Annotated in this window: 30 protein-coding genes, 2 tRNA genes and 1 pseudogene; 16 read left to right on the forward strand and 17 right to left on the reverse strand. The window is 54.7% G+C overall.

Going from position 1 to position 26,463, the window contains the following annotated elements; translation table 11 throughout:
• Positions 1-635: 635 nt before the first annotated feature.
• From ACILP3_RS09120 to ACILP3_RS09145, 6 genes are read right to left on the reverse strand one after another with little or no spacing between them, the layout of a single operon-like run.
• Positions 636-914, reverse strand: a complete 279-nt coding sequence (locus ACILP3_RS09120) for a hypothetical protein (protein ID WP_395616328.1) — start codon at positions 912-914, stop codon at positions 636-638.
• Positions 915-931: 17 nt separating this feature from the next.
• Positions 932-2,269 (reverse strand): primase-helicase family protein, encoded by a 1,338-nt coding sequence (locus ACILP3_RS09125; protein WP_395616329.1) that lies wholly within the window; start codon positions 2,267-2,269, stop codon positions 932-934.
• Entirely contained in the window at positions 2,262-2,786 is a 525-nt protein-coding gene (locus ACILP3_RS09130; RefSeq protein WP_395616330.1) for a hypothetical protein, read from the reverse strand. The genes ACILP3_RS09125 and ACILP3_RS09130 overlap by 8 nt, the downstream gene beginning before the upstream one ends.
• Positions 2,779-3,171, reverse strand: a complete 393-nt coding sequence (locus ACILP3_RS09135) for a bifunctional DNA primase/polymerase (RefSeq protein ID WP_395616331.1) — start codon at positions 3,169-3,171, stop codon at positions 2,779-2,781. Before ACILP3_RS09135 ends, ACILP3_RS09130 begins: the two co-directional genes overlap by 8 nt.
• The gene (locus ACILP3_RS09140; protein WP_395616332.1) at positions 3,164-3,508 is read right to left on the reverse strand and encodes a hypothetical protein; all 345 of its coding nucleotides are present in this window, start codon (positions 3,506-3,508) and stop codon (positions 3,164-3,166) included. Before ACILP3_RS09140 ends, ACILP3_RS09135 begins: the two co-directional genes overlap by 8 nt.
• Entirely contained in the window at positions 3,505-3,729 is a 225-nt protein-coding gene (locus ACILP3_RS09145; RefSeq protein WP_395616333.1) for a DNA-binding protein, read from the reverse strand. The genes ACILP3_RS09140 and ACILP3_RS09145 overlap by 4 nt, the downstream gene beginning before the upstream one ends.
• Before the next feature lie 126 nt (positions 3,730-3,855).
• Here ACILP3_RS09145 and ACILP3_RS09150 point away from each other — a divergent pair, with 126 nt between their 5' ends.
• Both ACILP3_RS09150 and ACILP3_RS09155 read left to right on the forward strand, forming a co-directional pair.
• Complete coding sequence (locus tag ACILP3_RS09150) at positions 3,856-4,599, forward strand: hypothetical protein (protein WP_395616334.1); 744 nt, start codon at positions 3,856-3,858, stop codon at positions 4,597-4,599.
• Positions 4,596-5,846 (forward strand): tyrosine-type recombinase/integrase, encoded by a 1,251-nt coding sequence (locus ACILP3_RS09155; RefSeq protein ID WP_395616335.1) that lies wholly within the window; start codon positions 4,596-4,598, stop codon positions 5,844-5,846. Before ACILP3_RS09150 ends, ACILP3_RS09155 begins: the two co-directional genes overlap by 4 nt.
• 4 nt (positions 5,847-5,850) lie before the next feature.
• On the opposite strand, the gene ACILP3_RS09160 is transcribed toward ACILP3_RS09155, so the two are convergent.
• From ACILP3_RS09160 to aroA, 6 genes are all read right to left on the reverse strand, one after another.
• A tRNA-Leu gene (locus ACILP3_RS09160) sits at positions 5,851-5,936 on the reverse strand.
• Positions 5,937-5,994: 58 nt separating this feature from the next.
• Positions 5,995-6,273, reverse strand: a complete 279-nt coding sequence (locus ACILP3_RS09165) for an integration host factor subunit beta (protein WP_395616336.1) — start codon at positions 6,271-6,273, stop codon at positions 5,995-5,997.
• 215 nt (positions 6,274-6,488) lie between these two features.
• Positions 6,489-8,195: a 30S ribosomal protein S1 gene (gene rpsA, locus ACILP3_RS09170; RefSeq protein WP_395616337.1), complete on the reverse strand. Its 1,707-nt coding sequence runs from the start codon at positions 8,193-8,195 to the stop codon at positions 6,489-6,491.
• A gap of 249 nt (positions 8,196-8,444) precedes the next feature.
• On the reverse strand, positions 8,445-9,071 hold the full coding sequence (locus ACILP3_RS09175; protein ID WP_395616338.1) for a (d)CMP kinase: 627 nt from the start codon (positions 9,069-9,071) through the stop codon (positions 8,445-8,447).
• 16 nt (positions 9,072-9,087) lie between these two features.
• Entirely contained in the window at positions 9,088-9,573 is a 486-nt protein-coding gene (locus ACILP3_RS09180; protein WP_395616339.1) for a GNAT family N-acetyltransferase, read from the reverse strand.
• A gap of 4 nt (positions 9,574-9,577) precedes the next feature.
• Entirely contained in the window at positions 9,578-10,909 is a 1,332-nt protein-coding gene (gene aroA, locus ACILP3_RS09185) for a 3-phosphoshikimate 1-carboxyvinyltransferase (protein ID WP_395616340.1), read from the reverse strand.
• Positions 10,910-11,064: 155 nt separating this feature from the next.
• Between aroA and ACILP3_RS09190 the strand changes: the two genes are divergently transcribed.
• The 8 genes and pseudogenes from ACILP3_RS09190 to ACILP3_RS09225 all read left to right on the forward strand — a co-directional run bounded on the left by ACILP3_RS09190 (position 11,065) and on the right by ACILP3_RS09225 (position 17,142).
• Positions 11,065-11,382 (forward strand): FYDLN acid domain-containing protein, encoded by a 318-nt coding sequence (locus ACILP3_RS09190; RefSeq protein WP_125231048.1) that lies wholly within the window; start codon positions 11,065-11,067, stop codon positions 11,380-11,382.
• A 74-nt stretch (positions 11,383-11,456) separates the two neighbouring features.
• Positions 11,457-11,532, forward strand: a tRNA-Ala gene (locus ACILP3_RS09195).
• Between the two features lie 214 nt (positions 11,533-11,746).
• A complete protein-coding gene (obgE, locus tag ACILP3_RS09200; protein ID WP_395616341.1) occupies positions 11,747-12,799 on the forward strand; it encodes a GTPase ObgE in 1,053 nt (350 codons plus the stop codon).
• Positions 12,800-12,893: 94 nt separating this feature from the next.
• A complete protein-coding gene (gene proB / locus ACILP3_RS09205) occupies positions 12,894-14,018 on the forward strand; it encodes a glutamate 5-kinase (protein ID WP_395616342.1) in 1,125 nt (374 codons plus the stop codon).
• Positions 14,015-14,923 carry an NAD-dependent epimerase/dehydratase family protein gene (locus ACILP3_RS09210; protein WP_395616343.1) on the forward strand — a complete coding sequence of 303 codons (909 nt, stop codon included), beginning with the start codon at positions 14,015-14,017 and terminating at the stop codon, positions 14,921-14,923. Before proB ends, ACILP3_RS09210 begins: the two co-directional genes overlap by 4 nt.
• A 90-nt stretch (positions 14,924-15,013) precedes the next feature.
• Entirely contained in the window at positions 15,014-15,259 is a 246-nt protein-coding gene (locus tag ACILP3_RS09215; protein ID WP_395616344.1) for an acyl carrier protein, read from the forward strand.
• A gap of 20 nt (positions 15,260-15,279) precedes the next feature.
• A complete protein-coding gene (spt, locus tag ACILP3_RS09220) occupies positions 15,280-16,479 on the forward strand; it encodes a serine palmitoyltransferase (protein ID WP_395616345.1) in 1,200 nt (399 codons plus the stop codon).
• A gap of 70 nt (positions 16,480-16,549) precedes the next feature.
• Positions 16,550-17,142: pseudogene (locus ACILP3_RS09225) on the forward strand (YoaK family protein).
• Here the strand turns inward: ACILP3_RS09225 and ACILP3_RS09230 are convergent.
• From ACILP3_RS09230 to ACILP3_RS09240, 3 genes are read right to left on the reverse strand one after another with little or no spacing between them, the layout of a single operon-like run.
• Positions 17,139-18,074, reverse strand: a complete 936-nt coding sequence (locus ACILP3_RS09230; RefSeq protein WP_395616346.1) for a hypothetical protein — start codon at positions 18,072-18,074, stop codon at positions 17,139-17,141. The pseudogene ACILP3_RS09225 and the gene ACILP3_RS09230 sit on opposite strands and share 4 nt — an antisense overlap.
• Before the next feature lie 21 nt (positions 18,075-18,095).
• Positions 18,096-19,067 carry a diacylglycerol/lipid kinase family protein gene (locus tag ACILP3_RS09235; RefSeq protein ID WP_395616347.1) on the reverse strand — a complete coding sequence of 324 codons (972 nt, stop codon included), beginning with the start codon at positions 19,065-19,067 and terminating at the stop codon, positions 18,096-18,098.
• A gap of 10 nt (positions 19,068-19,077) precedes the next feature.
• The gene (locus ACILP3_RS09240; RefSeq protein WP_395616348.1) at positions 19,078-19,554 is read right to left on the reverse strand and encodes a DUF2141 domain-containing protein; all 477 of its coding nucleotides are present in this window, start codon (positions 19,552-19,554) and stop codon (positions 19,078-19,080) included.
• 128 nt (positions 19,555-19,682) lie between these two features.
• On the opposite strand from ACILP3_RS09240, the gene lptF reads away from it, so the two are divergent.
• The 4 genes from lptF to ACILP3_RS09260 all read left to right on the forward strand — a co-directional run bounded on the left by lptF (position 19,683) and on the right by ACILP3_RS09260 (position 23,993).
• Positions 19,683-20,921: an LPS export ABC transporter permease LptF gene (gene lptF / locus ACILP3_RS09245; RefSeq protein WP_395616349.1), complete on the forward strand. Its 1,239-nt coding sequence runs from the start codon at positions 19,683-19,685 to the stop codon at positions 20,919-20,921.
• A 3-nt stretch (positions 20,922-20,924) separates the two neighbouring features.
• Positions 20,925-22,013, forward strand: a complete 1,089-nt coding sequence (gene lptG / locus ACILP3_RS09250) for an LPS export ABC transporter permease LptG (protein ID WP_395616350.1) — start codon at positions 20,925-20,927, stop codon at positions 22,011-22,013.
• A 38-nt stretch (positions 22,014-22,051) separates the two neighbouring features.
• The gene (locus tag ACILP3_RS09255) at positions 22,052-23,200 is read left to right on the forward strand and encodes an N-acetyltransferase (RefSeq protein WP_395616356.1); all 1,149 of its coding nucleotides are present in this window, start codon (positions 22,052-22,054) and stop codon (positions 23,198-23,200) included.
• Positions 23,201-23,279: 79 nt separating this feature from the next.
• A complete protein-coding gene (locus ACILP3_RS09260; RefSeq protein ID WP_395616351.1) occupies positions 23,280-23,993 on the forward strand; it encodes an NRDE family protein in 714 nt (237 codons plus the stop codon).
• 141 nt (positions 23,994-24,134) lie between these two features.
• Here ACILP3_RS09260 and ACILP3_RS09265 read toward each other — a convergent pair whose 3' ends face one another.
• Positions 24,135-24,461 (reverse strand): DUF952 domain-containing protein, encoded by a 327-nt coding sequence (locus ACILP3_RS09265; protein ID WP_395616352.1) that lies wholly within the window; start codon positions 24,459-24,461, stop codon positions 24,135-24,137.
• A 180-nt stretch (positions 24,462-24,641) separates the two neighbouring features.
• Between ACILP3_RS09265 and ACILP3_RS09270 the strand changes: the two genes are divergently transcribed.
• Positions 24,642-25,253, forward strand: a complete 612-nt coding sequence (locus ACILP3_RS09270; protein WP_395616353.1) for an outer membrane protein — start codon at positions 24,642-24,644, stop codon at positions 25,251-25,253.
• Between the two features lie 247 nt (positions 25,254-25,500).
• A complete protein-coding gene (locus ACILP3_RS09275) occupies positions 25,501-25,968 on the forward strand; it encodes a thermonuclease family protein (RefSeq protein ID WP_395616354.1) in 468 nt (155 codons plus the stop codon).
• A 37-nt stretch (positions 25,969-26,005) separates the two neighbouring features.
• Here ACILP3_RS09275 and ACILP3_RS09280 read toward each other — a convergent pair whose 3' ends face one another.
• A complete protein-coding gene (locus tag ACILP3_RS09280; protein ID WP_395616355.1) occupies positions 26,006-26,296 on the reverse strand; it encodes a DUF1294 domain-containing protein in 291 nt (96 codons plus the stop codon).
• Positions 26,297-26,463: the final 167 nt, after the last annotated feature.

The following is a 26,463-nucleotide window of genomic DNA, read 5'->3' on the forward strand; positions in this document are numbered from 1 at the left end:
CATTCCGAGGGTGGTTACGGTCCCACGAAAGCTGCCGCAGCGGTGATCCCAGTATTCGTTTTGGGGTGATGGCAGAAATGGGGTCGTGAGCGGAACGGCAGCTTATAAAAATTTTCGCCAAAAGCAGTAAAGCAGACTGTCCGTTCCCGGCCCAGAACAAGCTGGAAAACGAAGCTCATCCGTATGTCTGCTTCCCACCCATAATTAGTCATTCGCGACCACGAAATTCATTCCCAATCTGAGCCTTCAACCTTCACACTACCATAGCGTTCGTTCGTATGTCCGGTTCCGCCAGGCGGTGCAGAGCATTGAGCCACGATGCATGCGGGCTTTCGTCCCCGCCACTTAGGCCCTTTCGCTATGCCTAGTGAAAATGATAGTGCTTCAAGGTCGCGCAGTTCAACCAGCCGCAGGCTCCTGCCTGCCTTTGCTTCGATTGTTTCTTGGCCGTGTTTATGCTGCGGATGGTTTGCACCTCGCATGATAGTTTCGGGCTTGCGCGCACCATGATACCGGCAAACATTCATACCATAAGCGGCTGGGTTGCGGCATTGGTCACCGCGTGCCTTACACTTAGCTTTGCAGCGTTTTGTTTTGCCTGAGAGGATGTTTGGGAGGGGCATTGGCCTAATTTCTTACATTACATAAGCCGAGGTGCGCGCCAGACGGGCACAAGATTTTTTGCAAACTGACCTAAGGAAGTGACCGTGCGCGCGGGTTGCCTCCATTGCCTCCATTGCCACTATTGCCACTATTGCCACCAGTTTCGACAAACTCTTATAACTATTATTCTTCCTTATTTTTATAAAAGAGGTGGCAATGGTGGCATGCGCTCGAAAACTCATACAAATCAGGCGTTTTTTGTTACCACCACATCTGGCAACTGCTGGCAAATTTGCCACCTTTTTGTTCATGTTCGCTTCCATTATTCCTACCACTTGATCTTTCCGCCCATGAATTGGGCAAATTCGTTCCGCGCATCTGGCAATGATGGCAACTGCTGGCCGCGTTCGAGAATATTACGGTTCATCTGTCGGTCTCGTTCGGCGGAGGGGCACAGGCGCTTGAGGGCTTGGTGCACTTCACGCTCCTGAGGCGCAGTATAAACGCGGGCACCCTTCTCGTATTCCTTCAAGCCTCCCAGTAGCGTTTTTGTACTTACGAACCGTGGATCCTCCCAAGGTTCCATTGGTTCCCCGCGGCCACCAGGCCAGAAACAGCCAGTTTGCAGAACCTCAAACCAGTACCGGTCGAAACCGCTAAGCGACTTTAGCCTTTGATCCATGTGGGCTTCGGTTTTTGGCCTCTGGCGGACATTAAAATTACTAAGATCTAGGGAAAGCATATCATTCACCATGGCGGCAATCACGGCGGGGTCGTCGATGGCTTTGTGCACGTTATCCCAGTATTCGTGGTCTCCTTTGCGGGCCTCTGACACTTGAAAGAAAGCGAACCGGCGGTCATCAGCCTCAACCTGAGCGAAATGCTTATGGTTACTGGCAGCGAAGAAGCGATGATATGAATTGATAGTGCGGCGAGGCTGATATTTTTGCTCGATTGTAACCGTAGGCTCCGTCACCATGGACTTCAGGCGATCAAGTGCTTTCTTATCACCGCTGAACAGAGCTTCATCCATGCAGATAACGTAGTTGCGCTCGATGGCGGCGTTAAAGCTACCTATCACATGAGCTACATCGGACACTTGCAGGGTGGTATGCTGCCATATTGCGCTCAGAAGGCGGAAGAAGCTGCCTTTCCCAGTTCCCTGCCCACCGAGGAGCACAATCATGATACCGGGCTTCTCCTCTGGCTTTTGCAGCATGTGGGCGAGATACCGGATCAGGTAGGCAAACAGCCGAACATTAGCACTGCATATCGAGTTCCTGAGGAAATCCATAATCACGGAACAGTCGCCAGCCTGTGGCCTCACGGGCGAACCAATCCAATAGTTCAGGGTTGAGGTAGGTGTCGGCAGCGGACTAAATGCCACAGCATCAAAAACCTTGGTGTTTGGGCTTACCAAAAAGTCTTTGACCACCTGCCGGGCGTTCGATGACACCGGCAATTCTTCGAGGCAGCGCTCCATCAGAAGCTTACCTGCCGCTTGCTTGTACATAGCAACATCGCATGAGCTAGTGCCCGCCTTAACAGCTTCAATTCCGGCTAGGTCGCCGACCCAAACATCTCCTCCCATCTGAAATAGGCAAAATGCCTTCTGTAATTCCCGCAGGGGGTCGATCTGCGGAGTAATGGGTACAACGTCAGCCATCCCACCCACCCGCCCTTGCGTGGTAAATGATAGTTCCGATGGTCGGACTGCGAGTATCGTCGTAGCTGTTTGCGACGCTCCAAAAGCTATCTTCTTCGAAGCGGTGTGGCGCAGTAAGGCACCATGCCTTCGCGATATCTTCCCCATCATGCCAGCCAAGGCTAAGAATGGCCCAGACCATATCGCGGTAAAGTTCATAGCCGCAATCGGCAGATATATGGCTTAACATGTCAGCAACGCGTGCGCGCTGCCTTGGGGTATCTTCAACGCGGCTTAACGACCATTGCCGGTCCTTGCGCTGCTTGCGGCTTGTCTGGCGAGCAACTAACTCTTGCTGCCAAGCCGCAAGCAGCGCCGCCGGGATTTCTGGAATCTGACGCCAGTCACCTTTTCCGCCCCAACGATAGGGCATGCGTGTATCTGGATGCATAGACGGTGGAAGTACGTCCTGCATCGTAAGCCCTTCGACGGTTCCGCAACGAAATTCGAGGACTGTTATTTCCTTTTTCTTAGTCATTGCCGAGAACCTCCTCCTTAATGGTGAGGCTTTCGATCGGCGCGAGGCCCGCTGGTAAGCGGTAAAGAAGCTTTCCACGCCCAAGCCTGCCGGACACGATTTGCACGGCATCATCAGCATCAAGCAGTTCAACCACATCGATACCCCGCGCGGCAAGCCAAGCCGATGCCCGTTCCATATCATCAAGGTCGAGAGCCATTGTCGGGGCAGGCAAGCAGTAGGCGTGGGCGATACCTATGTTACCATTTAGTTCACTGGCCCTTTCCGGATCGGTGATAACGTTTTCAGCCTTGTTCCAGCCTAAGGTGATAGGCTTCTTCATGCCATTAGGCATTCCCACAAGCGCCATGCCATAGGCGACATAATCGATAGCAGTATCAGTCATCGTTGAACCCCTCGCGATATTTGGTGATGGTGATGCACAACTCGTCAAGGGTGTCGCGCACCAAATTACGTGTTTCGAAGCTATGTTCCATCTGTTTGTCATTGGCGCATGCCGCAATTATAACCCTCATCAAGAAGCCTGTCCGTTCAAAAGCTTGCAAAACCGGCTCGCGGTTCCTTGGTAGATCGCACCAAAACTTGTCGAGGCGAGGGATGAGTAAACTGACACTGCGCGCCGTAGTTGAAGCGTCCAGCCATTTTTTATCAGCATTCGCGAGGTCGGCGTGCAGTTTCTCAAGGCTCTTTAAGCCGTGACTATAAGGGGGATGATTGATCATGATACTTCCCCTTCGTCGAAACCCTTTGCGTTAACAAAAAGCTTGAGGTCATTAAGCCTGTAGTAACGCCGACCGCCGACCAAAAAACTACGCGGCCCCAGACCGAGCCGCCCCCACTCAGCGAGCGTTTTCGGCGAACACCCTAGGTAGATGGCAGCGTTGGCGCGATCGAGCCGGCCATCCGGCAAAATTTGAACTTGAACTTTTTCTAACGTTTCCATTTCATACTCCTTATCTGGTACAAGAGGTGCCGGCTGGCACTTAGGCACCTGAATTTACCTATTGCTTAATTTTGGGTAATAGTCGATACAAAACCGTATAATAAACCGTATACAGGATAACAAACAATGGGACGTCCCCTAAAAAAGCCTGAAGAGCGTCGGAAAGAGGCCACTCTCCGACTTGACCCGGAGGTACGCCACAAACTGATGGAAGCGGCAACGAAGGCAGAGAGAAGCTTCGCCGCCGATCTCGAAGCGCGCCTAGTTGCGACCTGCGACCTCGACCAAAAAGGCGTCGAACTGGTGCATGGCATCTCTAGGCAAATCAGTCAGATCCAAAAAATGACGGATGTTAAGTGGCACCGACAACTAAAGACTTGGGGTGCCGTTGCTGAGATGTTGCGTATCGGACCGATCCATGAATTTAATCCAGACCCTCCAGAGGGCGATGAAGACGTAACTGGTGCATTCGAAATGCTCGAAGTCATCCAACGCAGTCGTTCCGATTTGATAGATCAACTTGCTGACATGGGCATCGCCGCTAGACAGGACCCTGACAAACTCTCAGGAGAGGGAGTGGGCATAGCGAAATTGGCGGACCCCACTCGAGGTGCGACGCGGTTACTTTGCGAGAAAATTGATGACCCCTTAGATAAAGCTCATGCACTGGATCTTTTAGGTGAGATCTTGCAGCTTGATGAGCAAGCTCGTCAGGCCAATGCTTCTTTTAAAGATGCCCTTCGCCTTCATTTAAATGCAATCAACGCAGGTAGAAAATTTTACCGCGACTATCTTCGAAGAGAGGCTGAACGGAAAAAATCCGAAGGCGAACCATATAATATCATGCATCTTGTGGACTTGGATCCATGAGCCTTCGCTTCAACCGCCTTACACGCACCGCTATCCGCACACTTAGTGTCGGAGCGAGGATCAATGAACATGGTATTACAGCAGAACGCCTTTCCAATGGTGATTGCCGCTACAGCATTAACATCATGGTTGATGGACAGCGCATACACCGCGTTATCGGTCGCGAAAGCGAAGGCGTAACTCGCGAGCAAGCAGAGCGTGCTATTGAGTCGTTCCGGACCAAAGCCAGAGAAGGCCGGTTGGACTTGCCGACCGGACGCAAGACGCATCGCACGTTCCGCGAGGCAGGCGAAGAATACCTCCAGAACCTAGAGGACACGCTACATAGGGGCGTAAAAGGGTTTGAGGACTTGCCGAACAAGAGGCGTCACATCCAAACTCATCTCATCCCTTACTTCAAAGATCAAAGGGCCGATAAAATCACAGATTTTGCTGTGCAGCACTTTGCCCGCCAACGTATGGAAGCCGGAGCAAAGCTGGCAACGGTCAATCGTGAGCTATCCACCCTGTCACACATGATGAACCGGATGGTGCAGTGGAAGTGGATCAGGTCGGATAACCGGCCCAAGATAGCTAAGGGTGAAGAGAAGCGTAAAAAGATCGTGATCCTTTCACCGGCCAATCAAGCAGCCCTTATGCGTGGTGGCATTGGCGACCAAGACCCTGCGACGTGGCTGTTTATAGCTTTTGGCCTGAACACCGCCATGCGGCATAGTGAGATACTTCGCGTCCGGTGGGATGAAATTGATTTCGCCAACAATCGGATTGATATCTCTCAAGCTAAGGCAGGCCAGCGCGTGCAGCCTATCACGACCAGCTTGAGGACAATGCTCGAAAATGAGCGGAAGAGCCGCGACGACAAAGATGGCTATATATTTCCACACCGGCGCCACAGGGGCAATACACCTTACCGGAAGAGCATGGCGCGGCAGTTCGAGCGGGCTGTACTTAGGGCCGGGTTAGAACCTGAAAAGGTTACACCCCACGTGATGCGGCACACTGCCATCACATCACTTGTGCAGGCTGGGATTGATTTGCCCACCATTCAACGCATAAGCGGACACAAAACTCTCGCGATGGTCATGCGTTACGTCCACTTGGCAGATGACCATGTCGACACAGCGATAGCGTCGCTCGATACAGGAATGTTTGACGAGATTACACATGAACTACACACACAAGGTAATCAGGGCAGGCCGAGCCGCGCTAAGATAATCGCTATTTCTAGCGGTAAAACAGCACGTTAAATGGTGGTGCGGATGGCGGGACTCGAACCCGCACGCCCTTACGGACAACAGATTTTAAGTCTGTAGCGTCTACCATTCCGCCACATCCGCTTAAGCCATGCGCAGACAGCATTACGCTCGCAGGGTCAAGTGCCTTCGCACAAATGGGTTATTTGTTGAGGCTTTCGCGCACTTCTTTACCCGGTTTGAAATAGGGTACGCGCTTCGATGGCACTTCGACCGATGCACCGGTGCGCGGGTTGCGGCCCTTGCGTGGGCTGCGGTCGCGGGTTGAAAAAGCACCAAAGCCACGCAATTCAACGCGCCCACCATCGGAAAGGCGTTGAATGATCTGGTTAAAAAACAGATCGACAATCTTTTCGATTTCCTCTGTTTTGAGTTCCAGATTCTCGGCTTCAAGCTTTTTGATCAACTCGGAACGGATCATATTGTGGTCCTCTCTTACGGCTATCTAATGCGACCCAGCGCGCTTAGCAAACTTCGCTTTACAGGTCTTTACAATAATCACGGGACGCTGGCAGAATTTTTTCATTATTACAACGGTCTTCCAAGCGTTTCGTGCCAAAGGCATCAAAAAACCCGCCCCTCATACAAGGAGCGGGTTTCTAATCCGATATTTAGGTCGTAATTTTTAGCCGAAGCTTACTTCTTCACGCCCTTGAGTGCCTCACCCAAGATGTCGCCAAGCGATGCGCCCGAATCGGACGAACCATATTGCTCAACAGCTTGCTTTTCTTCAGCCAACTGTAGCGCCTTGACCGAGAAGTTCGGCTTTTTCGAGCGGTCGAAACCAGTAACCATGGCGTCGAACTTCTGCCCAACCTGGAAACGATCCGGACGTTGCTCGTCACGGTCGCGGCCAAGGTCGGCGCGCTTGATGAAGCCGGTTGCGCCATCTTCGCCAGCCTGAACTTCAAGTCCGCCGTCGCGCACTTCAAGAACGGTCACGGTGGTGGTGCCACCCTTCTTCAGGCCGCTTGCCGAAGCAGCGCCAGCTGCCGATGGGGCACCCTTTTCAAGCTGCTTGATGCCAAGCGAAATACGCTCTTTCTCAGCGTCGATGTCGAGTACGATTGCCTTGACGGTCTCGCCCTTGCGGTGAAGGTGCAGGGCTTCTTCGCCCGTGATGCCCCATGCGATGTCGGACATGTGGACCATGCCGTCAACGTCGCCGTCGAGACCAATGAACAGACCAAATTCGGTCGCATTCTTGACTTCGCCTTCAACGGTCGAGCCAACTGGGAACTTGTCTGCGAATGATGCCCATGGATTGTCGTGCGCTTGCTTGAGGCCAAGCGAAATGCGGCGTTTTTCCATGTCGATGTCGAGAACGACAACGTCGACTTCTTGTGAGGTCGAAACGATCTTGCCTGGATGTACGTTCTTTTTTGTCCATGACATTTCCGAAACGTGGACCAGACCTTCGATGCCGGCTTCGAGTTCGATGAACGCACCATATTCGGTGATGTTGGTGACCGCACCCTTAAGCTTGGTGCCGACGGGATATTTGGCAACAGCCGCATCCCAAGGATCGCTTTCCAGCTGCTTCATGCCAAGGCTGATGCGCTGCGTGTCCTTGTTGATACGAACGATCTGTACCTTAACCGTGTCACCAATGTTGATGACTTCGCTTGGGTGGTTGATACGCTTGTAGCTGATGTCGGTGACGTGCAACAGGCCATCGATGCCGCCCAGATCGACGAACGCACCATAATCGGTGATGTTCTTGACGACGCCGTCGATGATTTGACCTTCGGCGAGGTTCTGGATGAGGCCAGTGCGCTGCTCTGCGCGTGTTTCTTCCAATATGGCGCGGCGCGATACAACGATGTTGCCACGCTTGCGGTCCATTTTGAGGATGACGAATGGTTGGGCGATGTCCATCAACGGTGCAACGTCGCGCACGGGGCGGACATCAACCTGGCTGCCGGGCAAGAATGCCACTGCGCCACCCAGATCAACGGTGAAACCACCCTTTACGCGGCCAAAGATAACGCCGTCAACGCGGTTGCCCGCGTCAAATTCGCCTTCAAGCACATCCCAAGCGGCTTCGCGACGGGCGCGATCGCGGCTGAGCATAGCTTCACCATTCATATTTTCTACGCGGTCAACGAAGACTTCGACTTCGTCGCCAACCTTCAGGTCGGCTTTTTGGCCGGGCATAGCGAATTCACGCAGCGCCACACGGCCTTCGGATTTGAGACCCACATCGATGACAGCATGGTCATTATCGATTGCGGTTACGGTGCCTTTTACGACGCGGCCTTCAAAGCCACCGTCTGCGCCACCAAGTGATTCGTCTAGAAGTGCCGCGAAATCGTCGCGGGTCGGGTTTGGCGAAGTTGCCATAGGTTAGAGTGTCCTTACGTACATTTTGTCCGGCCAGTCGGTTGGTTCCGACGGTCTTTGACCAGAGTTGCCCTGATGCCCGAATAGCAGCAAAGCGCCCAAATACGGTGCATATCGAACCAAAATACTGTGTCATGCTGAACCTGTTTCAGCATCCATCCATCAACTTAGACCAAGGGTCAGCGAGGCAAAATGAACCCTGAACCATGTTCAGGGTGACAGTGTGTTCTATCGATACACGCCGGCTACTTAACTCTTGCGAAGTCGAGACTCCACCAAAGCAATCGCAGCTTGAACGGCGTGGCCTATAGTCAAATCGCCGGTATCAAGCAATAGCGCGTCTTCCGCCGGTTTTAACGGCGCATCGGCGCGGCCCGTGTCGCGCGCATCGCGTGCCTGAATGTCGGCGAGGATATCGGCAAATGCCACATCGTTGCCTTGACGTTGCATTTCTGCATATCGGCGCTGTGCGCGGACTGCTGCGGGGGCGGTGACGAACAGCTTTACGTCGGCATGTGGCGCAATAACCGTGCCGATATCGCGCCCGTCAAGCAACGCGCCGCCGGGTTGATTGGCAAAGTCCACTTGCCGTTTGTTGAGCGCCGCGCGTACCTCGGGATGAATGGAGACACGGCTGGCTAATCCGCCAATTTCCTCGTTCCGCAAGCTGGGGTCATCCAGCAAGCTGTCCGGGAACCAGCATCCCGCCAACGCGTCCGCGGCATCGTCGGGGTTTCCTTGGTGCAATTGCACTTGCCGTCCGACCGCCCGATATAGCAGGCCCGTATCCAGAAAAGGCAGCCCAAAATGCGCGGCGAGTGCCTTTGCTAATGTGCCTTTGCCCGAGGCAGTAGGGCCATCGACAGCGATAATCATCGTGAAGGTATCTTCATCATAGCGGCCGCCACATCAACGCTTCGCCAACGAAGCCATCGCCGCGACGAATGGCGTCTGGTTCTGTGCCATAGAGCGCAAACCCATGCCGCTGATAAAAACGCTGTGCCGAAGCATTGTCAGCGGCCAAAGTCAGAATTAACTGCCGCAAATGCTCTTGAGCGGTCGCGATCAGCGCATTCATAATCAAATCTGCAGCGCCGCTGCCACGCAAATCGGGGTGCACATACATTCCCCAGATCAAGCCTTTATGATCCATTTTTTCGCCGACGACGCGAGACAGCCCCCCTAAGGCTTTAAGCACACCGTCAACTTCAATCGCCGCCACGTGATCACGTTCGATCCGGTCCTGCCAATAGTCAAAACCAAGGCTGGAATTATCGAGCGCTGAAGTTCGGAAATTGTCACTTTCTTGGGTCAGTGATATTTCCCTAAGTTCCAGAAATCGCGAAGTGTCATTGGCCGTCAGTTTGATGATATTCATTCAATCAACTCACAGTAAGCCCGGCCAACATCGCCTCAAATGTCGGAAAACTCGTCGCAATGGGTGAGACGTCATCCACATTGATAGCGTGATAGCTATGCTGGCCTGCGACGGCAAAGCTCATGGCTATGCGATGGTCGAGTGCACTACTGACGGTCGCATTGCCCTCAAGCGGCTCCCCGCCGCTGCCGTCGATGATGAGGCCATCTTCGCGTTCTTCGACTCGTGCGCCAATCGCTTTCAAGCCCGTCGCCATGAGCGCGAGCCGGTCGGATTCTTTGACGCGCAGTTCATCGAGGCCACTCGTCGTTGTTCGGCCTTGTGCCATGCTGGCGGCCACGAAGAATACCGGAAATTCGTCAATCATGCTGGGTGCAACATCCGGTGGCACGTCGATGCCGCGCAGGACAGAATGCCGCGCGGTGATGTCGGCCACCGGCTCGCCGCCGACTTCCCGTTCGATCGAATATGTGAGGTCAGCGCCCATCGCCTCCAGCATCTTGTAGATGCCTGTGCGTGTCGGGTTCATGCCGACATGGGTGACGGTGATTTCGCTGCCCGGCGTAATGAGGGCCGCAACAATGAAAAAGGCTGCGGAGGACGGATCGCCGGGAACTTCTATCTGCTGCGGCTGTAACTCTGCTTCACCCATCAGGCGGATATGCCGCACACCATCGGCCTCAACATCGACCGTCAAATCCGCGCCAAATCCGCGCAGCATCCGTTCGCTATGGTCGCGGGTGGGCACTGGCTCGATGACTTCAGTGATGCCAGCGATGTTCAACCCCGCAAGCAAGACGGCGCTTTTAACTTGCGCAGATGCGACTGGCAAACGGTAGCTGATCGGTATGGCAGGCACCAGTCCGCGAACCATGAGCGGCAGCATCCCGCCGGGGCTTGCCGTAAACTCGGCGCCCATTTGGCGGAGCGGATCAATCACGCGCCCCATCGGGCGTTTCGACAGACTCGCATCACCAATGAAGGTTGCGGTAAGCCGGTGGCTGGCGACCAGCCCCATCAATAACCGTGTCGATGTCCCGCTATTGCCCATGTCGAGCGCGCCAGATGGCTGCATCAGTCCGCCCACGCCAACGCCGTTGACGGTCCAATGGCCTTCACCGGTGCGTTCTATATGCGCGCCCATTGCCCGCATGGCGGCGGCGGTGGCGAGCACATCTTCGCCTTCCAGCAAGCCTGAAATATTGCTTTCACCCACTGCAAGCGCGCTCAACATAAGCGCGCGGTGCGAAATGGATTTGTCGCCAGGAACCTTAAGCGTGCCGCGTAACGCGCCTCTGGGCTGGAAACTGCCGGGTCTGGGTACTGCGCTGTGCATGATGCTTTGCGCTTTGCGGATGATGCGCGTTCAAGTCAACGACCACAGTAATTTTTGACAGCGGCGCGTCGCTGTGGCAAAGGCCGCGCCAATTGACGGTGATTCACAGATGTGCGTCGCCTTTCCAAGCCAGTTTAAAAGGATTTAAGCCCGCCATGATCAAGGCTGAATGGGGAACCAAGCGCACTTGCCCGAAATGTGGCGTTCGTTTTTACGACCTGACCAAGGACGAACCGGTTGAATGCATCGAATGCGGCAACCAGTGGACGCCAGAGCCGGTTTTGAAATCGAAGCAGCCATTGCCTTTTGAAGAAGCCGAAAAGAAGAAAGACGATTCGGATCTGGCTGATGACGATCTCGACATTGACGTCGATGCGGTTGATGGCGACGTTTCGCCCGACAATGATGTCGACTTGGGCGGTGACGAAGATCTTGGCGTCGCGGGAACGGAAGATGAGCCCGACGACATCTAATCTTCGGACTTGATATATATAGGGGCGCCCGCTAGTGGCGCTCCTCACCAAGGCTGTCCAATGGGCGGCCAGATGGGGCCTTAGCTCAGCTGGTAGAGCGCTACACTGGCAGTGTAGAGGTCAGGGGTTCGACTCCCCTAGGCTCCACCAACTTTCTTCTTCACGTCATGCCGTACCTATTCAGTCACCCTGAACTTGTTTCAGGGTCTTAATTCTGAACTGTCCAGAAGTAAGATGCTGAAACAAGGTCAGCATGACAGTCGGGAATCCAAACACCGCTGTCCTGAACCAAGTTCAGGGTGACAAGCTCGGGTTTTGAACCCAACACTGGCCAAAACCAGCATTCTCCCCTAAAGGCCGATATATGCATTTTCTTGACCAAGCTAAGATTTTTGTCCGTTCCGGCGCAGGTGGCCCGGGCGCGGTCAGTTTTCGGCGGGAAAAATATGTACAATATGGCGGCCCCGACGGCGGTAATGGCGGCAAGGGTGGCGATATCGTTATAGAGGCGGTGGCCGGGCTGAACACGCTTATCGACTTTCGTTATGCGCAGCATTTCAAAGCCATGCGCGGTATTCAAGGCATGGGCCGTGATCGCCATGGCGCTTATGGCGATGATCTTGTCATTCAGGTGCCGGTGGGAACGCAGGTGCTGGCCGATGACGAAGACCGCACATTGTTGCTTGACCTGACCGAAGTTGGTCAACGCGTCGTGTTCTTGCGCGGTGGCGATGGCGGCCGCGGTAACGCATCGTATAAAAGCTCAACCAACCGCGCTCCACGCCAACATGGCCCCGGCTGGCCGGGCGAAGAAATGTATGTCTGGCTGCGGTTAAAGCTGCTGGCTGATGCTGGGCTTGTCGGAATGCCAAATGCGGGCAAATCGACCTTCATCAACCAAGTGTCGAATACCAAGGCAAAGGTTGGCGATTATCCATTCACGACCACGCGCCCGCAATTGGGCGTTGTGGACCATAAATCGCGTGAGTTCGTGCTGGCCGATATTCCTGGCCTTATCGCTGGTGCTGCCGAAGGCGTAGGCATTGGCGACCGTTTCTTGGGCCATATCGAGCGCTGCCGCATACTCATTCATCTGATCGATGCAACGCAAGATGACCCGATTGCCGCCTGGCATATCGTCTGTGACGAATTGAGCGAATATGGCGCAGCTTTGGATGAAAAGCCCCAGATTGTCGCGCTCAACAAAGGCGATTTGCTTGACCCTGAATTGATGGCCGACATCGCGCAGCAACTTCACGCCGCTGGCGCGCAGGATGTTATCGCGATTTCTGGTGCGACTGGCCAAGGCGTTGATTTGGTGCTCGACCGGATATTGGAGGCGTTGCCTGCCAAAAGCGGGATTGAAGGCGCAAAGGCCGATGGCATCACCGAGGATGGGACATGGTCGCCGATCTGAACGCTACCCCCTGCATTCACGCTTCCGTCACCCTGAACTTGTTTCAGGGTCGGAATGCGTTGCAAGAAAAGTAAGATGCTGAAACAAGTTCAGCATGACGTCCGTGGATAAACTCTCACCCGCATCCTGTCCCTTATTGGTGGTCAAAGTCGGCTCGTCGTTGCTGGTGCAGCCGGACGGGACTGTGCGGCGCGAATGGCTTCAGACACTCGTTGCGGATATCAGTGCGCGGCATAAGGCGGGGCAGCGGTGCATCATCGTCACCTCGGGCGCAATTGCGCTGGGCGCCCGCCGCTTGGGTTTTGACAAGGGTGGCCGCGCCAGCCTTGCTGATGCGCAAGCCGCCGCGTCGGTAGGGCAAATTGTGTTATCGGGCATCTGGGCGGACCTGTTGGAAGGTCAGTCCTTGGCCGCAGCGCAGATGCTGGTGACGCTCGATGATCTTGAGGACCGCCGCCGTTATTTGAACATCGCGGCAACGCTTGACCGATTGTTGGGCGCTGGCGCGGTACCCGTCATCAACGAAAATGATAGCGTCGCCACAGAGGAAATTCGTTTTGGCGACAATGATCGTTTGGCCGCACGCGTGGCGCAAGCGGCGGGCGCGACGGGCGTCATATTGTTGTCCGACGTCGATGGCTTGTTCGACCGCGCGCCACATTTACCGGGCGCAATGTTACTGCCGACAATAGAAAAGATTGACGGCCGCGTGCGGGTGATGGTGGCTAAGGGCTCGTCTTCTGGCATGGGGTCTGGCGGGATGGCATCCAAATTGGATGCCGCAGATATTGCGACGCGGGCCGGGATTGGCCTTGTGATCGCATCGGGCTTGCGCGACCATCCGCTTGCGGCGCTGGAGCAAGGCGGCCTATCGACCTTCTTCGCCCCGCGTGAAGGTGGGTCAGCCCGCAAAAGCTGGCTCGGCGGGCGGCTGACGGTCAAAGGCCGGATACGCATTGATGACGGCGCGGTGCAAGCGCTCAAGGCCGGAAGTAGCCTGTTGCCCGCTGGCGCACTGTCGGTTGAGGGCGAATTTAAACGCGGCGATGTCATCGACATCAGCGCTGATGACGGCATTGCGATTGCACGCGGACTTTCCGAATATGACGCGGTCGATGCCGCGCGGATTTGCGGGCATAGGTCAAGCGAGTTGGCCGCCATATTGGGCACCGTGCCACGCTCTGTGCTCGTGCATCGCGATCAATTGGTCCTTTTGTGAAGACTGTCGCGCTGACCGGGGCGACGGGCTTTGTCGGGCGGATCACGCTCGATCGCTTGGTCGCCGCTGGCTGGCATGTGCGCGCATTGACGCGGCGGGACCAGCCCAAGACAGCAGGCGTGACATGGGTGCATGGCCGTCTGGATGATGCTGCCAGCCTCAACCAATTGTGCAAGGGTGCGGACGCGGTTTTGCATGTCGCCGGCGTTGTTAACGCACCTGATGCGGCTGGTTTTGAAAATGGCAATGTCGCTGGCACGGCGAACATGATTGCCGCTGCCCAAATGGCGGGTATTGACCGTTTCGTCGCGGTCTCGTCACTCGCCGCACGCGAACCGGCGCTGTCCTTATATGGCGCGAGCAAGGCCAGAGCCGAAGATTTTGTGAAAGCTTCGACGCTCGACTGGATCGTCATTCGACCGCCCGGCGTTTATGGCCCCGGCGACACCGAAATGTTTGATATGTTCCGGATTGCGGCCAAGGGCTGGGCTTTACTGCCGCCGCGCGGGCGCGTGTCCGTCATTCATGTCGATGATCTGGCCCGTTTGCTCGAGACCTTGTTGTCGGCCAAAAATGTGTCGAAACGCCTGTTTGAAGCGGATGACGGGACGGCGGGCGGTTGGAGCCATGAAGCTTTTGCCAAAGCCATTGGCGCGGCGGTCGGCCGCAACATTACCACTGTGCATGCACCGAACTTTCTTTTGAAATTCGCCGGATGGGCGGACCGCGCGATCCGCGGGTCAAAGGCGAAGCTGACGCCGGATCGCGCCAATTACCTTGCGCATCCCGATTGGACCATTGACCCGGACGCTGCGCCAGCGTCGCAGCTTTGGCGGCCGGAAATTGCAACGGCCTCGGGCCTGAAAGACACCGTAAGCTGGTATCGCAAGCACGGGTGGATGTAGCGCCTTAGCCTTGCCCTTTTACCGCCTTATTCGCTTGCCATAGCGCGGATATATAGGGCATTGGCCGCCAATCATATCGAGGATGTAAGAATGACTGACCGGAGCGAAATGTTTAATCGCCTGAAGGGCTTGATTGAACCGTTTAACAAAAAAGGCGTCGAAGTTGGTGAGGCGACGACCTTTGCAGGCGATCTGGAATGGGATAGCCTGACCGTGATGGATTTTGTCGCTGAAGTCGAAGACAGCTTCGACATCATCATCAGCATGAATTTGCAGGCTGAGATCGAAAATGTCGGCCATTTGGTCGATGCCGTGACTAAGCTAACTGCTGCTTAAAATTTTCATGAGAGACGGTAATGACTGACTTATTTTCAAAATTTGACGCCTTAATCGCCCAGCGCGAAGGTTTGCTTGCCACGGGCGTGAAAGATCCGTTCAGCCTGGTGATGGAAGAAGTGAAGTCGCCCACCGTCGCTGTTGTCAATGGCAAGGAAACGATCTTGCTTGGCACCTATAATTATATGGGCATGACCTTTGACGATGATGTCATTGCCGCAGGCAAGCAAGCATTGGACGAATTTGGCGCCGGCACCACCGGTAGCCGCGTTCTGAACGGCACATTTCAGGGTCACAAGGAATGCGAAGACGCGTTGAAGGAATTTTACGGGATGGACCATGCCATGGTCTTTTCCACGGGCTATCAAGCGAATTTGGGTATCATCAGCACAATCGCTGGCAAGGGCGATTACATCATCCTCGACATTGACAGCCATGCATCGATTTATGATGGCTGCAAAATGGGGGACGCCGAAATCGTCGCCTTCCGCCACAATGACGTTGAGGCACTCGAAAAACGGCTCAAGCGGCTGCCTGCTGATGCGGGCAAATTGGTGGTGCTTGAGGGCGTCTATTCGATGCTTGGTGACGTTGCGCCGTTAAAGGAAATGATCCGCGTTTCGAAAGAGGCTGGCGCGATGATCTTAGTCGATGAAGCGCACTCAATGGGCTTTATCGGCGAAAATGGACGCGGCGTTGCCGAAGAGCAGGGCGTGTTGGACGATGTCGATTTCGTTATCGGCACCTTCTCCAAATCGGTCGGCACCGTCGGCGGCTTCTGCGTGTCGAACCATCCGAAGTTTGAAATCATGCGGCTGGTATGCCGTCCATATGTGTTCACCGCATCGCTTCCGCCATCGGTCGTTGCCTGTTCCGCCGCGAGCATTCGCAAGCTGATGCATAATGGAAACAAGCGTGCGCATTTGTGGGAAAATTCAAGGAACCTGCATCAGGGGCTGCGCGATCTGGGTTTCCAATTGGGTACGCCCAATGCACAAAGTGCAATCATCGCGGTCATCATGCCCGATCTGGAAAAGGGTGCGGCGATGTGGGCGGCCTTGCTTGAAAACGGGCTCTATGTGAACTTGGCACGTCCGCCCGCGACACCAGCGGGTATGACCTTGCTGCGTTGCTCCTTATGCGCAGAACATAGCAGCGAGCAGGTGGCCGACATTCTCGACCGTTTCGAACGCGCGGGCAAAGCTGTCGGGATCATCTGACGGGACGTTCGTGAACAGGCTGGACCGTAACGCCCGCCTTTTGGCCGTCGGTTTCGCGGCCATGGCGGGCATGGTCGATGCCATTGGTTTCCTCGCTAGCGGCGGGTTTTTCCTGTCCTTTATGAGCGGCAATTCCACACGGCTCAGCGTGGGTGTGGTCGATGCTGCGCCCTATGTGGGCATGGTTGCTGCTTTGCTGGCAAGCTTTGTGATCGGCGTCGTTGCAGGATCGCTTATTGGCCGTAATAACCCGTTGGCGCACGCGCGGCGTCAGGCATTCATCCTCATCATCATATCGCTGTTGCTATTTGCCGCGCCTCTCATAGCAAGCTTTGGTTTTCTGCTCCTTGGGCTATGCTTTGCGGCATTCTGCATGGGGCTGGAAAACACGCTTTTTGAACGCGAAGGCTCCGTATCGTTCGGGCTTACTTATATGACTGGGCGCTCGTTAAAATCGGGCAGGGGCTTGCCACAATGATCAGCGGCGGTCCGCGTTTGGATTGGGTACCATATCTGTTGCTATGGCTAGGCCTGATAAGCGGCGCTGCGGTTGGCGCGCTGATGTTTGGCATCTTCGGATATAACAGCCTGTGGTTGCCTGCGGCTTATGCTGGCATTTTTGCGCTTGCATTATTAGTCCGACACAACCGTTTTAGCAGTTAACGCACAGCGCCTTTTGCCCATAGTTTCGGCACCAGAAAAAGCGCCGCGACCAATGGCCATTTGCGTTGCCATGGCTGGATGACGATCTGCGTTCCGGCGTGGCGGTTTATCTTCCATGCCAGATAATCAATCCCGCCAGCATAAGTGAACGCAGCCTTTGCAAGCCGTGCGATGGTCAGCAATTTGCCGCGTCGGCGCAAGCCCGGCCAACGGTTTTTCTCTTGCGCAATTTTGCCATCTACATCGGGTAATAACAGAATTCTGTCGCCGCGCATTTTGTGCGCGATCCTGGTGTGGTTCAGCGCAGCGATGCCAAAACGGCCATAGCGTTCGGGGTCGAATGCCATAACAGATGAGGGCCGGTCCTTGCGTTCGGCACGCAATTCAGCGCTGTACGTCATCTGGAACCCCGACTGCCACAAATCGAGTATGTCCACCTCACGCTCAACAAATGCCAGTGCTGCATTAAGCAAAGTTGGTGCTGCCCCAGAGATCGCCATTATTGCGGATTGGCGTGCCGTTTCATCGGCGCACCAGACGAGGCGAGAGGGCTGTGCAAATCTGGCCCAGACCGACACGGCGGAGGCGGCTGGCCGGTTAAGGTCATGAAAGTCGCTTTCGCTTAACACCGCGACTTTGGCGATGATGCCATTATGTTGAAACGGAAAGACGTTGGGCGGCAGACGACGGTTCCATTTGGCGAGCCAGCTTTTGTCATATGCTGTTTTATAGTCAGAAACGATCAAGTAGAAGTCGAGCATCTCGCCCTGCAATTGCTCCGAGCGTAAACATGAACCGTAGAATAACACCGCGCGTGCCGCGCCATTAAATTGCGCCGCGATGTGCGATGCAAATTCGCTTACGCCCGCCTGCACCGGGACAGCCAATTCTTCAGCGACAAGTTGCGTAAGCGAGAGCATATCTGGGGCCATAGCCGCCTTTATGGGTGCTTGTTAAGCGGCTAGTTTCAGGAACGGGACAGGCGGTGTCGAGCGCAGAACGATTGGGCTACCGTGATGGGCCTGAAACACTTCACCGTCTAAAACGACGCTGCTTTGTTCGCTGTCGATGCGAATGACATCGCCGTGTTGAAAATGCACGCCGCGCATATTGGTTTGCCCTAATTTGCCGCGCAATGAGGCCGCCATCATTTTCAGCATCGCCAATGGCGTTTGGTCAACCGCCAGAAATTTCATCAGCCCGCGCTGATTGTTGTTGCCCGCTTGGCCGCCCAGCAGAAGCTTTTCCAAGGTTGTCACAATCAGCACAGAAAAAGTGCCGTGCAGTTCCCCATTACGGATGAACGTTATGCTGACCGGTTTTGATCGTTGGGGCAGGAAACTGGCCTTTACACGCACGATTGCCGAAAACATGACAGCAATTGCGGTCAAAAAATGGCTCAATCCATTGGGTAGACCCAAGGGGTAAATTTTGTGACGACAATATAAAATTGTTTCTGCAAGCCCCGCTCCGCCTAGGAACATGCCCAGCACCGGGCGCGCACCTTCGCTGCCATCGCTAAGGGCAATGAGTTCGCGCACCACAATATGCTCTGACATGTCGCCCTTTGCGACCTCAATAATGCGAGAAAGCGCCTCCAATGGATCGCCTTCTGCGCCCAAGTCCAAGGCGATGAGGTTCGTTTTGCCGTTCGGCAATACCGCCACTGGTGGCGGAGTGCCTTCAAAATGGCCGCCATGATACAGCTCGGTCAGAGCGGATTGAACCGTGCCATCGCCGCCGTTGATGACTAACACCTTCGGCTTTACGCGGGCAATCATCTCCAACGCCTTGGTAATCTGGCCGATTTCCTCGACCTCATAATGGAATATATCCGGATTTTTGGCGCAATAAGTGCGAACTGCCGGCAACATAGATTGATTGCCAGTTGAATTCGGGTTCGACAGGAGTGCCACTAAAGCCAAATAAATATCCTCACATATATTTCAGATTGACGATAATGCGGGTAACGCCCGGGCCGGCTTGGAAAGCAACCTTGTGAACCGATGGCCTGCCCAAATTCAGAATGCTGATGCTTGGGTTATTGGAAAAACCGCCGCCGTCTTGGCTAATATCGGTCTTGCCGTTGCCATTGCGGTCATGCCGGACGGCGATGCCATATTTGCCTTCGGCGGGAACGGGGATACAGAAATTCATGCTGCCTTCATTGGCGGGGCTTTCGACGCGGTGAAGCCAGCGACCCTTTGCCATCCATACACCAGCGATTGCCGGATAAGACTGGACGCGGATTTTTCCGTTCGATTCCTTCACGCCGCGCACCTGCACGAGCACAGCCGGTCCATTGCCCGATGTGCATCGTGACATATCATTATTCAGCTCTTGGTTGGCCGCAACTGTGCCGGAAACCAGCGGCAGACCAGCCATAGCCATAAGAGCGACACATTTCTTCATTGCAATACTCCTGGAACTTTATGCCCGTTATCCGCACTTTTTTCGGATAGCATCGATATTGCCCCTGAACCTCTAAGCGTCTATCGGTGGCGTTTGCGGCCAAATTAGGGTGACGGGGCGACCATAAGTTGAAATTTCTAACTGCCACTGACCGCTATATCTTCCGGCTTGTAATGTTGCCGCTGCTTGCGACCCTCGCAATTGCCGCATCATTATTGCTGCTCGAAAAAATGCTAAACCTGTTTGACTTTGTTGCGGCAGAAGGCGGGCCGGTCAGCGTCGTTTGGCGTATGCTTGCTAACCTCATGCCCGAATATCTCTCCTTGGGTATCCCCATCGGCCTGCTGCTTGGCATCTTGCTGGCGTTCCGCCGATTGGCAACATCCTCAGAACTCGATATTTTTCGTGCAGTGGGTATGAGCTATTTCCGCCTGTTGCGCGTTCCATTCATGCTCGCAATCGCGCTTGCTGCCGTCAATTTCGCGATCGTTGGCTTTATTCAGCCAAGTTCGCGCTATTTGTACGAAGAACTGCGCTTTGAACTGCGGTCAGGCGCCTTTGGCGCGAAAGTTCGGGTTGGCGAGTTTAACAATGTCGGCAAGAACCTGACCGTTCGTATCGATGAGAGCCGCAATAATGGCAATGCGCTGTCTGGCCTCTTTGTTTTTGCGCAAAGCAACAGCGGGCAGACCATTGCAGTGACGGCAGAACAAGGACAATTTCTGCGGACCGATGACCCTGACACCATCTTGCTACGGCTCGAAAAGGGAACGCTGATTCATGATGCGCCCAGTTATGAATCGCCGCGGGTGTTAAGCTTTACTAGTCATGACATCCCCATTCCTTTGCCAAAGATCGAAAATTTCCGCACGCGCGGTGGCAAGGATCGCGAATATCTGATCACTGAGTTGATCCAAATCGGCTTGGATGCTCAGAAACCGGAGCTTGATCGCAACCGGGCTTGGGCAAATTTTCACTTCCGTTTGGTGGAAGTCGCCATGATGCTCTTGCTGCCTTTGCTCGCACTGGCATTGGCGATACCGCCAAAACGATCAACGTCGGCGCTTGGCGTGTTTTTATCAATCGTCATGGTGGTGACCTATCACAAGATCAATGAATATGCCGAAGGCATAGGCGGGATGGGCATCGTTCACCCCTTCATTGCCTTATGGCTGCCATTTTTGCTGTTTGCAGCTCTGATCCTGTGGATGTACCACATTATAGCGCATGTGCCGGGCGGACAGCCGATTGGTGCGCTCGAGATTTTTGCCACAAAAAGCGGCAAATGGGTTAAGCGCATATTCCGATTTGGTCGAAAATCGCGGTTGGCGACCATTGGTATGCCCGCACCATCCGCGGAGACATAGGCCATGCATTTTTTCCCGTCGCGCAACATCACCATATATATGGCAAAGCTGTTCATCATTCGCAGCTTTGCCGTGCTGGTCATGCTCGTTCTGATATTGATGACGCTGGATTTGCTAGGTGAAAGCGGTAAAATCTTGGCGGTTCCCGGGAATGACCAAGGCGATGTTCTGCATTATGTTTCGATGCGCGCACCGCAGATTATTGCAAGATTCCTGCCGTTTTCCGTGCTGCTGGGTACCCTTATCACTTTTGCCGGACTCAGCCAGAATAGCGAAGTCGTAGCGATGAAGGCGGCTGGATTATCCGCGCATCAGATTTTGGCACCGATGTTCGTCGCCAGCCTTGGCGTTGCGGTAATATCCTTTGCCTTTAATGATACCGTCGTTGCGCCCAGCACGGCGCGATTGAAGCTGTGGCAGGCAGCAGAATATGGCGCGGTGGCACCCAATGGCAATGCCCGCAACAATATATGGGTGCGTGAGGGCGATGACCTTATCAACGCAGGCAATGTCCTTGGTTCTGGAGACGACACAGTGCTCGAAGACGTCCGCATATATCTGCGTGCCAATGGCGGATTGCGACAAGTCATCACCGCCACCCGTGCGCGTTACGTCGGCGATGCTTGGCAACTCGAAGAAACAAAATCGTTCAATGTGGCAACAACAACCGAAACGACTGCAGATAGCCTCATCATCGGTAAAGGTATCACACCTGACAGGTTCAATCTGGTGAAAGTCGACGGCGACAGCCTTGCCTTCTTGCCTCTGATGCGCGCGATCGACGATCTCAAGGCCGCTGAACGCCGCACGGATAATCTCGAAGGCATATTATGGCACAAGCTATCTGGGCCCTTGTCAACATTGTTGATGCCGTTGCTGGGCGCAGTGGCGGCCTTTGGCCTTGCCCGATCCGGGGCGCTCTTTTTGCGCGCGGTCATCGGCATGGCTTTGGGTTTCACCTATTTTGTCGCCGATAATTTCGCTTTGGCAATGGGTAATCTCGGCGCTTATCCGCCATGGATTGCGGCATGGGGGCCGTTTTTGTTATTCTTCTTGATAGGCGAGACGGTTTTAGTCCGCACCGAAGAATGATGGCCGCAGTTCGCGCAAGGTTTCAGGGATAATATATGATGAACATCAAAATTCGCCCCGTGTCGACAAAAGCTGACAAGCAAGCCTTTGTCGATCTGCCTTTCCGCTTATACGCCGGCGACCCGAACTGGGTACCGCCATTGAAAAGCGACGTCATGGCAACGATCACGCCGGGTAAAAATCCATGGTTCGAGCATGGCGAAGCGCAGCTTTTTCTAGCTGAGCGGGATGGCCATGTTGTTGGCCGCATTTCGGCGCATTTGGACTATCTCGCTTTGGCACAGCCTCCGGAACAGGGCATGGGGCCGGGTGTAGGCAATTGGGGATTTTTCGAGGCGGAGGACGCCGAAGTAGCAAAAGCGCTCATCGAAACAGCGGAAGGCTGGTTGCGTGACAAAAAAATGGTCCGCGCGCTTGGGCCATTGAGCCTGTCGATCTGGGAAGAGCCGGGATTATTGGTGCAAGGCCATGACCACCCCCCGACCGTGCTGATGGGGCATCATAATCCGGCCTATGGCGCGTGGATAGAGGCGGCGGGCTATGCGGGTGTCAAAGACCTTTATACCTATCACATACCGATTGATGGGCCATTGCCGCCTTTGGTGCAACGTATCGTCGCGTCGGGTGAACGCAATGAGCGGATTGTCATTCGGAAGGTCAATAAGGCCAATTTTGATGCCGAGGCCGCCATCATATTGTCGATATTGAACGATGCATGGAGTGGTAATTGGGGCTTTGTGCCCATCACGGATGCAGAAGTGGCCCATACTGGCAAGCAACTTAAACCCATCGTATTTGACGATTTGATCCGCATTGCAGAGGTCGATGGAGAACCCGTGGCATTCATGATGACATGGCCCGATATTAATGAAAAAATCGGTGGTTTCAGGGGATCATTATTCCCGTTCAACTGGGCAAGGCTGCTTTGGTGGCTGCGCGCGCCAAAGGTGTGCAGCGTGCGCGTGCCATTGATGGGGGTGGTCAAGAAATTGCAGACAACACGATTGGCTAGCCAATTGGCGTTTATGCTGGTCGCCTATATTCGCGATTCTGCGACGGGCAAATTTGGTGCCTCGCGCGGCGAATTTGGTTGGGTTCTGGACGACAATGGCCCGATGCGTTCGGTGGGCGAGGCCATGGAGGGCGAGGTCAATAAAGTATATCGCATTTATGAAAAGCCGTTGTGATTTCGCGCTCGGGAATTTTATCCCCAAGCGGCGATAAAGGCTGACAGGTGGGTATCATCCGGGCTTATCGGAACAAGACATGTGCGTAGTGTCGATTGCATGGCATGCGCATCCGCGTTGGCAATTGATTGTCGCTGGAAACCGGGACGAATTTCACGCTCGGCCTGCAACGCCTTTGGGCCCATGGGCCGATGATCCGTCGATTATTGCTGGCCGCGATATATTATCGCAAGGAACATGGTTGGGGCTGAGCCACACAGGGCGTTTTGGCGTGGTCACCAATATTCGAAACCCAGAGGGTCCGGATCCGAGCAAGGCGTCACGTGGCGCGCTGGTCACGGACTGGCTCGCACGCGGCTCGTTTCCTGACATTTTGGACAATTTCAACCCGTTTAGCCTGATGATTGGTGACCAACACGGCCTGCAATATATATCGAACCGTCCTAATGATATCTGGGCCTCGTTGGGGCATGGTGTGCACGGTATCTCCAATGCGGTACAGGACGAACTCTGGCCACGCAAAGAACGATTGAACAGCGCGCTAAGGGGCTGGCTTAGCGGCAGCGCAGAAGACCCCACGACTTTATTTGGCATTTTGGGGGACGCACATAGCACCCATGCGGACGCGCATCCGATATTCATCCGCGACGCCGTCTATGGCACACGTTGTAACACAATATTGGCGGTCGAGCGTGATGGCGTTGGTCGCATTATGGAGCGGCGCTTTGATAGCGCTGGCAATGCCCTTGGGGAAAGCGCCGAAGCCTTTAACTGGGCCCCCTTCAACGTCTGATAAAGTCGCCCACCGTAACGACCAGCATGACGACCGCAAATGATGTGAGCATGCCTGTGAAAATGGCGACGGCGGGAATTTGAATTACGTCCATGTCAGCTTCCTTCAGTTAAGAAAGTCGTTATGGCGTACAAAGTTCCGTCATGCTTTGATCTGGGTCAAATATCCGATGATCGCGTGCATCGGCAAATCACCGTAAATATGGGGGAAAAGTGCGCCGCCGCGTGAAGGGTCCCATTTGATCACATCTTTCAGCGCTGTTAAATCCACCTCGGCAATCACAAGACCATCTTGTCCGGCAAAATGCTTGTCCAACGTGCCGGGAACCTGATCTTGCGTCGATAGATGGATATAACCATCCGCCAGATCGACAGGGGCGCCTTGAAAGACCCCGTCAGCTTCAAATTGTGCCCATTGCGCAGCGGTCAAGATTTTGAATGCGGTGGCGGGCTGCGGCGTGTGTTCCATGCGCCATCCATGTCCAAATCCGAAGGTCAGGGCAAGCGGGTTTAGAGCAGACCCAAAGCGTGCCTATAATATCACAGCGTTTTTGTTGTTTTATATTCATGCAACTATCCGCGCCGCTGCGGCATTTGGTTAACGACGTCGCAAGGATGGCGTCAGTTTGACTGAAAATGGATCAAAAAAATGCGTAAACTCTTAATTGGTGCAGCCCTCCTCTCCACTGCACTTGCAACCCCTGCCTTTGCGCAGGAGGAAGCGCCGTTCACAGGGGCGCACGTCGAAGCGCTCGTCGGTTATGACGACGTGGCCGATGGCAACGGTGACTTAATGTATGGCGTGGCCGCTGGTTACGACTTTCAAATGGGTGGTGTGATTGTCGGCATCGAAGGCGAATTTGCCGATTCCGACGTTAACGGCGCGGCCAATGACTTGTTCGCCACGGGCGACTCGTTTCGGTTGAACACTGACCGCGACCTGTATCTCGGCGCGCGTCTTGGCTTTGCCATTTCGCCTTCAACGATGATCTATGCCAAGGGTGGTTACACTAATGCAAAGTTCGAAGGCCGTTTTGACAATGGCGCGGGCACGATTTTCAACAATGGCGTAACCGCCGACGGCTACCGTATTGGCGCCGGGCTTGAACAAAAGTTCAAACTGCTTGGACCAAGCGGCTTCATCAAGGCGGAATATCGTTATTCTAACTACAAGAATCTCGACATTGGCCAGAATGATTTTGACCGTAAAATTGACGTTGACCGCCATCAGGCCGTCATTGGCCTTGGTGCGCGCTTCTAACCCTTCGGGACCAGCCCTTAAACAAAAGCCGCCGGACGCAACCCCGGCGGCTTTTATACGATGAAAGCCGCCACCCAATGGCTCCAAATCCGACCTAATGATCCGTGATTGGCCGCAAATGATGGCCTAACATGTAAAATATGGTATCATCTGGAGGCAGTATCCGCACGTCGGCGGTCTGTACGAGGCATTTCGTACATATCCGGCGCGGCGACCCTGCTGACATGCGCAAAGGTCCAGTGCACATATGACTCGCTTTCTCTCGCTGACGCTGACGCTGTCGGCCGCCATTTTTTTGGGCGTCTGGACGCTATCCGATACAGCCCCAGGCGTCGTCGCCGCGCTGGCCGCCCCGGCCCCCGACACCGAAACCGCCACCTTTGGCCTCTGCAAAAGCGGCGGGGGCACGAACTGCGTCGTGGATGGGGATACGATATGGTATCGCGGTAGCAAGATCCGCATCGCCGATATCGATACCCCCGAAACGCATCAACCCCGCTGCGCGGCGGAGGCGGCGCTTGGTGCCGCAGCAACGCGGCGACTTCACCAACTCGTCAATGCTGGCCCCTTCACCTTGCAAAGCATCAACCGCGACGAAGATCGTTATGGCCGCAAATTGCGGATATTGACGCGCGGCGGGGAAAGCTTGGGCGAACTGTTGGTCGAAGAAGGCCTTGCGCGTTATTATGAAGGCGGTCGGCGCAGCTGGTGCTGAACAGCTTTATCGCCGCCCCAGACGGGCGCGCGGTTCGTCAAAAACACACGGCCGCCAGCACAGTGGCACTGACCTGCAGCATCGCGATCTGGTAGAGGTGGCTGGAAAAGGGCTGCTTGCGGGTTTTATGCCGAAACAGCGCGCGACCCGCATAGGCACCGATGCTGCCGCCGAATAATGCCCAAGCCAACAACGCCCCTTCAGACACACGGCCGGACCCAGCGCCAGCGCGTAACTTGTCGAAGCCGAAGAGCAAGAACGTGGTCAGGTTGATCAGCGCAAACAGGCCAAGTACGTTGGGGAGGGTTAGGAGGGCGGTGAGGGGCATGTGTGATGTGTCGGTGGGTTAGGGGGTTTTGATAGCCGGAATAATACCAGCGTGCGCTGATGCTGACTCAGATTTGGGATTCCCAATCGGTTGAAAGTCTGATTCTATGTTGTTCTTCATTTGGAGGAGGTGACATGGGAGCATCGATTAGCTTGCGGGATGATTTT

The sequence above is a fragment of the Sphingorhabdus sp. genome, from assembly GCF_044239665.1.
GTDB lineage: Bacteria > Pseudomonadota > Alphaproteobacteria > Sphingomonadales > Sphingomonadaceae > Sphingorhabdus_B.

Coding starts and splice junctions, on each gene's coding strand:
- ACILP3_RS09120 (WP_395616328.1), bottom strand. CDS start 914: ATGAACAAAAAGGTGGCAAATTTGCCAGCAGTTGCCAGATGTGGTGGT.
- ACILP3_RS09125 (WP_395616329.1), bottom strand. CDS start 2,269: ATGGCTGACGTTGTACCCATTACTCCGCAGATCGACCCCCTGCGGGAA.
- ACILP3_RS09130 (WP_395616330.1), bottom strand. CDS start 2,786: ATGACTAAGAAAAAGGAAATAACAGTCCTCGAATTTCGTTGCGGAACC.
- ACILP3_RS09135 (WP_395616331.1), bottom strand. CDS start 3,171: ATGACTGATACTGCTATCGATTATGTCGCCTATGGCATGGCGCTTGTG.
- ACILP3_RS09140 (WP_395616332.1), bottom strand. CDS start 3,508: ATGATCAATCATCCCCCTTATAGTCACGGCTTAAAGAGCCTTGAGAAA.
- ACILP3_RS09145 (WP_395616333.1), bottom strand. CDS start 3,729: ATGGAAACGTTAGAAAAAGTTCAAGTTCAAATTTTGCCGGATGGCCGG.
- ACILP3_RS09150 (WP_395616334.1), top strand. CDS start 3,856: ATGGGACGTCCCCTAAAAAAGCCTGAAGAGCGTCGGAAAGAGGCCACT.
- ACILP3_RS09155 (WP_395616335.1), top strand. CDS start 4,596: ATGAGCCTTCGCTTCAACCGCCTTACACGCACCGCTATCCGCACACTT.
- ACILP3_RS09165 (WP_395616336.1), bottom strand. CDS start 6,273: ATGATCCGTTCCGAGTTGATCAAAAAGCTTGAAGCCGAGAATCTGGAA.
- rpsA (WP_395616337.1), bottom strand. CDS start 8,195: ATGGCAACTTCGCCAAACCCGACCCGCGACGATTTCGCGGCACTTCTA.
- ACILP3_RS09175 (WP_395616338.1), bottom strand. CDS start 9,071: ATGATTATCGCTGTCGATGGCCCTACTGCCTCGGGCAAAGGCACATTA.
- ACILP3_RS09180 (WP_395616339.1), bottom strand. CDS start 9,573: ATGAATATCATCAAACTGACGGCCAATGACACTTCGCGATTTCTGGAA.
- aroA (WP_395616340.1), bottom strand. CDS start 10,909: ATGCACAGCGCAGTACCCAGACCCGGCAGTTTCCAGCCCAGAGGCGCG.
- ACILP3_RS09190 (WP_125231048.1), top strand. CDS start 11,065: ATGATCAAGGCTGAATGGGGAACCAAGCGCACTTGCCCGAAATGTGGC.
- obgE (WP_395616341.1), top strand. CDS start 11,747: ATGCATTTTCTTGACCAAGCTAAGATTTTTGTCCGTTCCGGCGCAGGT.
- proB (WP_395616342.1), top strand. CDS start 12,894: ATGACGTCCGTGGATAAACTCTCACCCGCATCCTGTCCCTTATTGGTG.
- ACILP3_RS09215 (WP_395616344.1), top strand. CDS start 15,014: ATGACTGACCGGAGCGAAATGTTTAATCGCCTGAAGGGCTTGATTGAA.
- spt (WP_395616345.1), top strand. CDS start 15,280: ATGACTGACTTATTTTCAAAATTTGACGCCTTAATCGCCCAGCGCGAA.
- ACILP3_RS09230 (WP_395616346.1), bottom strand. CDS start 18,074: ATGGCCCCAGATATGCTCTCGCTTACGCAACTTGTCGCTGAAGAATTG.
- ACILP3_RS09240 (WP_395616348.1), bottom strand. CDS start 19,554: ATGAAGAAATGTGTCGCTCTTATGGCTATGGCTGGTCTGCCGCTGGTT.
- lptG (WP_395616350.1), top strand. CDS start 20,925: ATGCATTTTTTCCCGTCGCGCAACATCACCATATATATGGCAAAGCTG.
- ACILP3_RS09255 (WP_395616356.1), top strand. CDS start 22,052: ATGAACATCAAAATTCGCCCCGTGTCGACAAAAGCTGACAAGCAAGCC.
- ACILP3_RS09260 (WP_395616351.1), top strand. CDS start 23,280: ATGTGCGTAGTGTCGATTGCATGGCATGCGCATCCGCGTTGGCAATTG.
- ACILP3_RS09265 (WP_395616352.1), bottom strand. CDS start 24,461: ATGGAACACACGCCGCAGCCCGCCACCGCATTCAAAATCTTGACCGCT.
- ACILP3_RS09270 (WP_395616353.1), top strand. CDS start 24,642: ATGCGTAAACTCTTAATTGGTGCAGCCCTCCTCTCCACTGCACTTGCA.
- ACILP3_RS09275 (WP_395616354.1), top strand. CDS start 25,501: ATGACTCGCTTTCTCTCGCTGACGCTGACGCTGTCGGCCGCCATTTTT.
- ACILP3_RS09280 (WP_395616355.1), bottom strand. CDS start 26,296: ATGCCCCTCACCGCCCTCCTAACCCTCCCCAACGTACTTGGCCTGTTT.